The sequence below is a fragment of the Oceanobacillus limi genome (assembly GCF_900111445.1).
Classification (GTDB): Bacteria; Bacillota; Bacilli; order Bacillales; family Amphibacillaceae; genus Ornithinibacillus; species Ornithinibacillus limi.
The window spans coordinates 1-7,490 of record NZ_FOHE01000038.1 but is presented as its reverse complement, the minus strand read 5'-3'; the positions used below and the strand labels follow the sequence as shown (position 1 = coordinate 7,490).

At 36.6% G+C, this 7,490-nt stretch carries 14 protein-coding genes; 10 read left to right on the top strand and 4 right to left on the bottom strand.

Annotated features, from left to right (window positions below; genetic code table 11):
- The 6 genes from BMX40_RS19615 to BMX40_RS19590 form a co-directional block, all read left to right on the top strand.
- On the top strand, positions 1–2,094 hold a 2,094-nt coding region (locus BMX40_RS19615), incomplete at its 5' end, for a phage tail spike protein (RefSeq protein WP_170840871.1).
- Positions 2,084–2,299, top strand: coding sequence for a hypothetical protein (locus tag BMX40_RS19610; protein WP_090873118.1), 216 nt, complete (start codon positions 2,084–2,086; stop codon positions 2,297–2,299). The genes BMX40_RS19615 and BMX40_RS19610, both read left to right, overlap by 11 nt.
- Positions 2,296–2,481 (top strand): hypothetical protein, encoded by a 186-nt coding sequence (locus BMX40_RS19605; protein WP_090873116.1) that lies wholly within the window; start codon positions 2,296–2,298, stop codon positions 2,479–2,481. Before BMX40_RS19610 ends, BMX40_RS19605 begins: the two co-directional genes overlap by 4 nt.
- Before the next feature lie 35 nt (positions 2,482–2,516).
- On the top strand, positions 2,517–2,798 hold the full coding sequence (locus BMX40_RS19600) for a hypothetical protein (RefSeq protein WP_090873115.1): 282 nt from the start codon (positions 2,517–2,519) through the stop codon (positions 2,796–2,798).
- A gap of 12 nt (positions 2,799–2,810) precedes the next feature.
- A complete protein-coding gene (locus tag BMX40_RS19595; protein WP_090873114.1) occupies positions 2,811–3,077 on the top strand; it encodes a phage holin in 267 nt (88 codons plus the stop codon).
- On the top strand, positions 3,077–3,868 hold the full coding sequence (locus tag BMX40_RS19590) for an N-acetylmuramoyl-L-alanine amidase (RefSeq protein ID WP_090873113.1): 792 nt from the start codon (positions 3,077–3,079) through the stop codon (positions 3,866–3,868). The genes BMX40_RS19595 and BMX40_RS19590 overlap by 1 nt, the downstream gene beginning before the upstream one ends.
- 84 nt (positions 3,869–3,952) lie before the next feature.
- Here BMX40_RS19590 and BMX40_RS20485 read toward each other — a convergent pair whose 3' ends face one another.
- From BMX40_RS20485 to BMX40_RS19580, 4 genes are read right to left on the bottom strand one after another with little or no spacing between them, the layout of a single operon-like run.
- Positions 3,953–4,096 (bottom strand): hypothetical protein, encoded by a 144-nt coding sequence (locus BMX40_RS20485; protein WP_170840870.1) that lies wholly within the window; start codon positions 4,094–4,096, stop codon positions 3,953–3,955.
- Between the two features lie 17 nt (positions 4,097–4,113).
- A complete protein-coding gene (locus BMX40_RS19585) occupies positions 4,114–4,449 on the bottom strand; it encodes a YhjD family protein (protein WP_090873112.1) in 336 nt (111 codons plus the stop codon).
- Positions 4,450–4,593 (bottom strand): hypothetical protein, encoded by a 144-nt coding sequence (locus tag BMX40_RS20480; RefSeq protein ID WP_170840869.1) that lies wholly within the window; start codon positions 4,591–4,593, stop codon positions 4,450–4,452.
- Positions 4,590–4,799 (bottom strand): helix-turn-helix domain-containing protein, encoded by a 210-nt coding sequence (locus tag BMX40_RS19580; protein WP_090873111.1) that lies wholly within the window; start codon positions 4,797–4,799, stop codon positions 4,590–4,592. The genes BMX40_RS20480 and BMX40_RS19580 overlap by 4 nt, the downstream gene beginning before the upstream one ends.
- Positions 4,800–5,137: 338 nt before the next feature.
- Between BMX40_RS19580 and BMX40_RS19575 the strand changes: the two genes are divergently transcribed.
- The 4 genes from BMX40_RS19575 to BMX40_RS19560 all read left to right on the top strand — a co-directional run.
- Complete coding sequence (locus tag BMX40_RS19575) at positions 5,138–6,280, top strand: FtsK/SpoIIIE domain-containing protein (protein ID WP_170840868.1); 1,143 nt, start codon at positions 5,138–5,140, stop codon at positions 6,278–6,280.
- Positions 6,222–6,812 carry a replication-relaxation family protein gene (locus BMX40_RS19570; RefSeq protein ID WP_090873107.1) on the top strand — a complete coding sequence of 197 codons (591 nt, stop codon included), beginning with the start codon at positions 6,222–6,224 and terminating at the stop codon, positions 6,810–6,812. The genes BMX40_RS19575 and BMX40_RS19570 overlap by 59 nt, the downstream gene beginning before the upstream one ends.
- Positions 6,813–6,936: 124 nt before the next feature.
- Positions 6,937–7,122, top strand: coding sequence for a hypothetical protein (locus tag BMX40_RS19565; protein ID WP_090873105.1), 186 nt, complete (start codon positions 6,937–6,939; stop codon positions 7,120–7,122).
- A gap of 156 nt (positions 7,123–7,278) precedes the next feature.
- A partial coding sequence (locus BMX40_RS19560) for a hypothetical protein (protein ID WP_425287873.1) occupies positions 7,279–7,490 on the top strand: 212 nt, incomplete at its 3' end.

Here is a 7,490-nt window from a genome sequence, read left to right as displayed (position 1 = left end):
TTAATCGAAAACGATGGCCGCGTTATAACCAAGGATGCTGACGGTAACTTTATGGAGTTTATCATTCGAATTATTGAGGATATGGACGACATCAATGGCACATTCAAGTTTATTGAAGCTGAAGGTGGAGAGTATGAACTCATTGACGAATTTCTAACTGAGTATGTTCAAGCAAGTGTAGATCTGGCAACAGCTCTTTCTGCAGTATTACAAGGTACACGTATAGAAATCGGAGAAGTAGAATATATGGGTGAAAAGCCCGTTTCATTGAAAAACATGTCTGTTAAGCAGGCGGTGTATGAATTACTTAACATCTTTGGAGCAGAACGTAGGTATAGAGTTGATGTAAAGGGCAATCGTATTACAAGACGCTATTTAGACGCTCTAAAAAGACGCGGTCGTAACACTGGAAAGCGTTGGGAAGATGGCAAGGACATCATCTCAACAAATCGCATTATTGACTCTACTACTGTTAAAACTGCTTTATATGGTCGTGGTGCAAGTGGGGAAAATGACAGTCCAAGATTAACATTTGCAGACGTTGAATGGTCTAAAGCAAACGGTGATCCAGCTGATAAACCTCTCGGTCAAACGTGGGTAGGGGATCCTAATGCACTAATTCAGTGGGGGTATCAACAAGGCACTCGCCATAAGTTTGGTTTTTACGACGGCCAAGAGGAAGACCCTGCCGAATTGCTCTTAAATACTTGGAACAGACTCCAGGAGATCACGAAGTCCAATGACACTTATGATATTAAAGTGCTTCAACTGGCGGAGATATTAGATTTACGTCATGAAACAGTTCGCCTAGGAGATACAACCTATGCAGTCAATCGGCGGATTTATCCAGCTGTAGAGGCAGAAACTTCCGTTATAGAGTATAGGCATAATCTAAATGACCGTAAGTTATCTGAAGTAACGTTAGGTAAATTTCGGGCTCGGTATGACTTATCAGAGCGGTTTGATAATGTTGAACAGGTAGTGAATGATCGACAGGGGAACTGGGATAAGAAACCAACCAAGCAAGATCTATTAAGTGAAGCGCAAAAGGCTATTGACGAAGCACAAGAGCGTATCGACGCAGCAAAGGAAGAATTAGAACAAAGTAAAATAGATCTAGAAGATGCTGAAAATCTCATCCAAGATACAATCGACAACCCACAGGATTATAGCGGTAATTTTGAGGGCGTTGTCGCAATGGATAGCGCAGTACTACGAGGTACGTTAACAGCTCAAAATGCAACAATTACCGGTACGTTACTCGGCGCTAATGCAACCTTTGTTGATTTGACTGTAGAGGATATTACAGCAATAGGAGGTTCTTTTCAGGACGTAACTATTACTGGAACACTAAACAGTGTTGACGGTACGTTTGTTGGAGACTTAGTTGGGGCACGAATTACTTCTAATAGCACAATCGATGTAACAACGGATCTGCGAGTTGGTGATCAAATACATGTAGGTCAAGAAGGTACTTCAAGACAAAGAGGGTTGTTTTTTGGAACCACTACCGCAAATGGAGGAGTGTTTGTTGAACCAGGAGATAGCAATGTATACGTATCAGCAGGAGGATCAGGGGACGTTGTATTAGATACGGTTTATGCTTATATCGGAAGTGACCATTTCAACAATCGAATTGTTACAAGAGGGTATTTAGAGGATAACCAATATTATCATAGTGGAGACTCTCCTAGTTTCTATGATACATCCACAACCTACTTATCGTTAGGTGGAGCGTTCCGATATAGCGGAGGTTATTTTGAAGCTCCGAACGGAAGTTTAACCATTTCACAAAATAGAGTAGCAGCTAACATAATTGAACAATTATCAAGTAATCAATATAAAAAGAACATTGAATTGTGGGAAGAAAACGCTACTGATATGATTGCCTCAACTCCAATTAAGCAGTATCAATATAATAATGAGCTTGATGATGAATTTCCACATGTCGGAATAATAGTTGAGGAAGCTCCTGCTTGGGTTGTCGGTTTAACTGGTGAGGGCGTAGAGCCGTATAAAATGGCTGCTCTTGCATGGAAAGCAATACAAGAATTAGAAAATCGATTAAAGGCGGTGGAAAATCGTGAAGATTAACATTATATCCGTTAACTTTAGGTACGACCGAGAAAATAATTTAAAAGATGTCATTGTACGTTTCAATTGCGTAGACGAGCATTTCGATAACCTTTCAGGTGGATACACATTAACTGCTGAAGAGTATGAAGGAAATAAAAGTAATGAAAGCTTAGCAGTCATTGCTGAAGAAAAACTAAAGGATAGTTTGGGGGTTACTTCATGAATGCACCAAAATTAGAAGCAAACAAGGTAATAGATGAATTAACGCACCGTATGGCCTTACTTGAAAAAGAAAATGCTATGTTGGCCGTGCAACTTAGAGGAATGCAAGAGGAAAACAGAAAGTACAAAGACCTTGTAGATGCGTATGAGAATAAGGAAAAGGTAGAAAACGCTACAGAGTAAGCGTATTTTTTTATGTCTAAAATAGGGGGTCGAACATGAGTGACAGAGATCAATGGTACACCAATAAAGAGTTATTCGAACAGTTAAATGCAATGCAAGGTGATTTTTTAGACCTTAGATCTGAAATGAAAGAGACACGAAATGTTATTAAAAAGTATAACGGTTTACGAGAAGAATTAGGCGTGATGAAAGAAAAGTTAAACAGAATGGAAGCAAGGACACAAGGTAGGTTATCGGTAGGAGAAGCCATTCGCAATTGGGGCGGGTGGCTTTTTGCATTAATAACTTTGGTTGTTTTACTAGTTACAAAATTTTAAGGAGGTGAGAATATGAAGATCAATTGGAAAGTGAGACTAGTTAACAAAACATTTTGGTTAACGTTTATACCAGCTTTATTGCTATTGGCTCAAATAGTCGCTGGGTGGTTTGACATTAGCTTTGCTGCAGATTTAGTTGAGCAAGAGGCGATTAAATTTATCAATGCATTATTTGCAGTTTTGATGATTCTAGGAGTGGTCACTGATCCAACAACTAAAGGCACTAGCGATAGTAAGCAGGCTAGGACTTATAAAAAACCTAGAGAGGATGTTGAGTAATGAGTAAATCATTAATTATTGATCCTGGTCATGGTGGATCTGATAATGGGGCAAGTGGTTATGGGGTGCGTGAAAAGGATTGGACTCTTAAAATCTCCAAATATCAATTCAACAGACTAAAAGAATTAGGTGCTGATGTTCATATGACTCGCACCAATGACAAAACAATCGATAGTACACCTAGAGCTAACCTAATTAAAAATAAGTACGACTATTGCATGAGTAATCATTTCAACGCATTTGATGGTGAAGCAAGAGGCATAGAAACAATCCATTCAATATATGCCAATGATGACATTGCTACCCAATTGGCTGATGCTATTAAAAACGCCAGCGGTCTTCCATTACGAAGAGTGTTTAGTCGTAGGGGCAAGAGCGGAGATTACTACTATATGCATCGTCTAACTGGTAGCACTCAAACAACCATTGTTGAGTATGGATTTATCGATAACAAAGAGGATCATAATTTCTATAAAAATGAAGATTATTTTTATAAAGTTGCTGAAGCAATAGTTAAAGAATGGTGCTCTATATTAGGGATTGCCTATAAAACGCCTAAAAAGGAAGGGGAATTAACCGTGGATCAATATAAAGAATTGAAGAAAGAAATTGCAGCACTGAAGAAAGAATTAGATAAAAAGCAAAATAAACCGTCTGATTCTAACGAGCCAAGTCCAACACACGCTAAAGCATGGGAACGCGCAAAGGAAAAAGGTTTATTAAACGGCGAAAGACCACATCATCCATTAACACGAGAACAGTTTGCCACTATTGAAGATCGAAAAGCGTAACATAGTAGTAAAATAATCAAAATAAAATACTTTGGATAATAATAGTTTTAAACCCCCTGCTGCGGAAACAGTTGGGGGCTTTTTTCATTTAAACAATTTTTTCATAGCTTTCCCTGTAGCCTTACCAGCTACTCTTCTACCAACACGTTTTCCTACCTTGCCTTTTTTCACTGCATTAACATCATTAGAATACTTTAACATTTTGTATAAGAATGATTTAAAACTCATGTAATATCTCCTTTCTGCTAATCTTTCTTCCAAACACGCTCTTTTCTTTCAAAGGGCTTCGCTTTATCGCCATGCAGATATTCGCTCATTAGCTCCTCGGTCATTTCCTTTAATTCCTCAGCTGTAAATTGATGCACTTGGCCATTAATGTTATAAGTACCATCTTCATTCTTTCGCACGTTGTGCATTTTCCCTTTCAGTCTATAAAAATCTTTTTGCATTCTTTCAATGATCGATTCCAGCATATCTAAATAGACATTTCTAAGCCTGAAATCCTCAAACTTTTCTAGATCATCCTTTAATACTTTTATAGCCATGGGATAGGCTATGAATTTCTTAATTTGTTCATCCATCTACTCTTCTTCAACTTCTTTCATTTCATCATTTATACGTCCGATAGTTCTTTTAACTGCATTTTGGTATTCCTTATCTGGATCATTTTCACTTTCTACTAGCTTATTTAAAAGCTTTTGTTCTTCTTTGTAAAGATCACTCATTCTTTATCCTCCTTTCTTTTGTATAGATCATCAACTTTGCATTCCAAAATTTCAGCTAAATCGAATAAGTAATGCGCTTTTGGATACGCTTCTCCGCGTTCCCACGCACTAAGAGATTGATAAGATACATGGATACTATCAGCCACATGGTTCTGTCTCAATCCCTTTGCTCTTCGAATTTTCCCTATCTTAGGTTCCCATTTCATATCGAAATCTCCTTTAAGCGAACTATTATATGTATTCAACAAAAATTGTTTAATTCCTTTTTTAATCAAAAGAAACTATTTTAATAAAAAATAACAAGAAAACTTTATAAGACAGACATTATTATAAATCGAAGTCATATGATTTATTAATCGCGCTAGAAACTTCACTCAACCTTACGTCTTTCGCTCGTTTCTTATAGCTAAGAAAAATCTACTTGTCTATACACTGTTATCTATTGGTATAACAATAAACTAGTGTTCATTTTAGAGTACAACAGTAGAACGTTCATTTGATTATTCAATTGCACATTCAAATGAATAGAAAAAGGAGGCGTGTCATGAGTTTGATTATTGGTAGCGGGATTGCAGCATTTAGTATGTATGCAGCTGCTAGGTGGAGTGTGTCAATTAATGAACAAAAGAAAATCGAGGAGGTGTTCAGAAATATCAACTACAAGGTTAAGGATCAGGAGCCTAGGTTGTTTAAGAAAATAAAAAAAGATGATTACACCGATTTTATTTATAATGTACCGTTTGGCTTGGTTGATGATGATAAACTACAATCCATACTAACAAAAACATTAAACAAACCAATAAAAGTTGAGTTCAAAGGGAAGTTGTTTATACGAGTTTATAACCAACAGCTACAGAAGATTTATAAGTATAAAGACTTCCCAGCAACTGAAGGTTGGACTATTCCAGTCGGAAAAACCCAGGAAGGAATGATTTACCATGATTTCGATAAGGTACCGCACATAACAATTGCTGGGGCAACTAGATGGGGGAAAACGGTATTCATGAAAATGTTAATGACTCACTTAATTGAAAACCATCCAGATGATGTAGAGTTTTATATTTTGGACTTAAAAGGCGGCCTTGCTTTTCATCGTTACTCAAAACTGAAACAGGTGAAAGGCGTAGCGAGTAACTACAAAGAATCAGCCGAAGCATTAAAAAGGGTAGAAAAGGATATCAAAAGGACCATGAAAGAATTCAAAAATAAATACTACGAAAATATTGTAGATACTGATGTTACGAAAAGGAAATTTATCATCATAGATGAGGCAGGGGAGTTGGTGCCTAATAAAAGCATGAGCGAGGATGATCAATCGCATGCAAAAACATGTCAGCGAATAATGAGTCACGTCGTGAGAGTTTCTGGGGGGTTAGGGTACAGGATGATTTTCGGAACCCAGTACCCAACTGCAAAGATTATGGATAATCAAATAAAAGCTAATTCGTCAGCTAAGATTACTTTTAAATTAGAAACAGGTGTTCAATCAAAAGTTGCCATTGATCAAACAGGTGCTGAAGAACTACAGTATCCTGGTAGAGCTATTTATAAAACAACAGATAAGTATATAGTCCAAACTCCTTTTATCAGCAATGAAGAAATGTGGAAACGTCTAAGGAGGTTTGAACGTGAATCAGACAAAAAAGAAAGTACAAAGGCAGGAGAGGATATTATCAAGTTTGGCTAAATTAACTTATGCCACAATTGAACAGTTGCAAGTTATCGAGGATTTAGGTGGTTATAGAAATACTCATAGAATCTTACATCAAATGGAGAAAGATAAGTTGATAAAGTCGGTCCGATACGAAAAGAAAATATATTACCTATCCAATCGAGGCAGCGAAAGGATAGGTAAAGGCGGGGTCAATTTAAAAAAGTCGTGGATACAACACACGCTGATGCGCAATGACCTCTATATAAAATTAGGTATGCCAAAAGACTGGCAAAAAGAAGTACCAATTAGTAAAGAAGAAGAAGTTTACCTTATCCCTGATGCAATGTACAAAAACAAAGGAGAATACCACTTTGTTGAGATCGACAATACCCAGACGATGAAAACAAATGTAGAAAAAATAAATAAATACAAATATCTATCAAGTGATATATTCAAGCAATATAACCATATCCCAACTCTTATTTGGTACTCTTTGTCGGATATTCGTAAAGAGAAGTTAAAGAAAGCGTGTGAAAAACATGGCTTGAAATATAAAATTTATTGAGGAGGGTATGTAATGAAAAAGACCAATAAAATTTGCCCTTTCTGTAACAAAGTAAAAGATGATTTTTATGGAAGTATGTGTACAGATTGTATGAGTCAATAAATTATATGGGAGATGAGTGTTAATGTTTAAAAATGCAGAGAAGATTAGTAAGGCAATAGATAATCTAATAAAGATAGCTGATGGACTAGAGAAAGATGAGCGCAAACAGGAACTTGTTAATGTGATACATGAATTATCTTGTGTGCATCAAAATGTATTAGGTGATTTAACTAATAAGAGTTTTCAGCAGGAGAATGAACTATCATGAAAGAAATAATAAATAGAATTAATGAAATTGCCGAAGAATTAGAATCGATGGGAATTCCACACGCTACGGACCTATATGAGATAAGTAATCAAATGAAGGAATATAAAGATTAATGTCGAAATAGTTATAGATAAAAAGTGCTAGGGGGTTAATCGGTTGAAGAAAATAATATTAGTAATACTGCTCTTGGTTTTAGTCGCATGTAGTGAAGAAACAGTAAATCTAGAAGGCGAAGCAGTAAACTATGAAGAGTTGCAAGGGAAGGTTGAAGATAAAGAGTCAGAACTGAAACAGTTAGATCAAAAGATTGAATCAGCGAACAGCGAGTTGAATGATATCCTAAAAGCAACCAACGAAAGGAAGGATGA

Coding starts and splice junctions, on each gene's coding strand:
- BMX40_RS20480 (WP_170840869.1), bottom strand. CDS start 4,593: ATGAGTGATCTTTACAAAGAAGAACAAAAGCTTTTAAATAAGCTAGTA.
- BMX40_RS19605 (WP_090873116.1), top strand. CDS start 2,296: ATGAATGCACCAAAATTAGAAGCAAACAAGGTAATAGATGAATTAACG.
- BMX40_RS19595 (WP_090873114.1), top strand. CDS start 2,811: ATGAAGATCAATTGGAAAGTGAGACTAGTTAACAAAACATTTTGGTTA.
- BMX40_RS19585 (WP_090873112.1), bottom strand. CDS start 4,449: ATGGATGAACAAATTAAGAAATTCATAGCCTATCCCATGGCTATAAAA.
- BMX40_RS19590 (WP_090873113.1), top strand. CDS start 3,077: ATGAGTAAATCATTAATTATTGATCCTGGTCATGGTGGATCTGATAAT.
- BMX40_RS19565 (WP_090873105.1), top strand. CDS start 6,937: ATGTTTAAAAATGCAGAGAAGATTAGTAAGGCAATAGATAATCTAATA.
- BMX40_RS19600 (WP_090873115.1), top strand. CDS start 2,517: ATGAGTGACAGAGATCAATGGTACACCAATAAAGAGTTATTCGAACAG.
- BMX40_RS19575 (WP_170840868.1), top strand. CDS start 5,138: ATGAGTTTGATTATTGGTAGCGGGATTGCAGCATTTAGTATGTATGCA.
- BMX40_RS19580 (WP_090873111.1), bottom strand. CDS start 4,799: ATGAAATGGGAACCTAAGATAGGGAAAATTCGAAGAGCAAAGGGATTG.
- BMX40_RS20485 (WP_170840870.1), bottom strand. CDS start 4,096: ATGAGTTTTAAATCATTCTTATACAAAATGTTAAAGTATTCTAATGAT.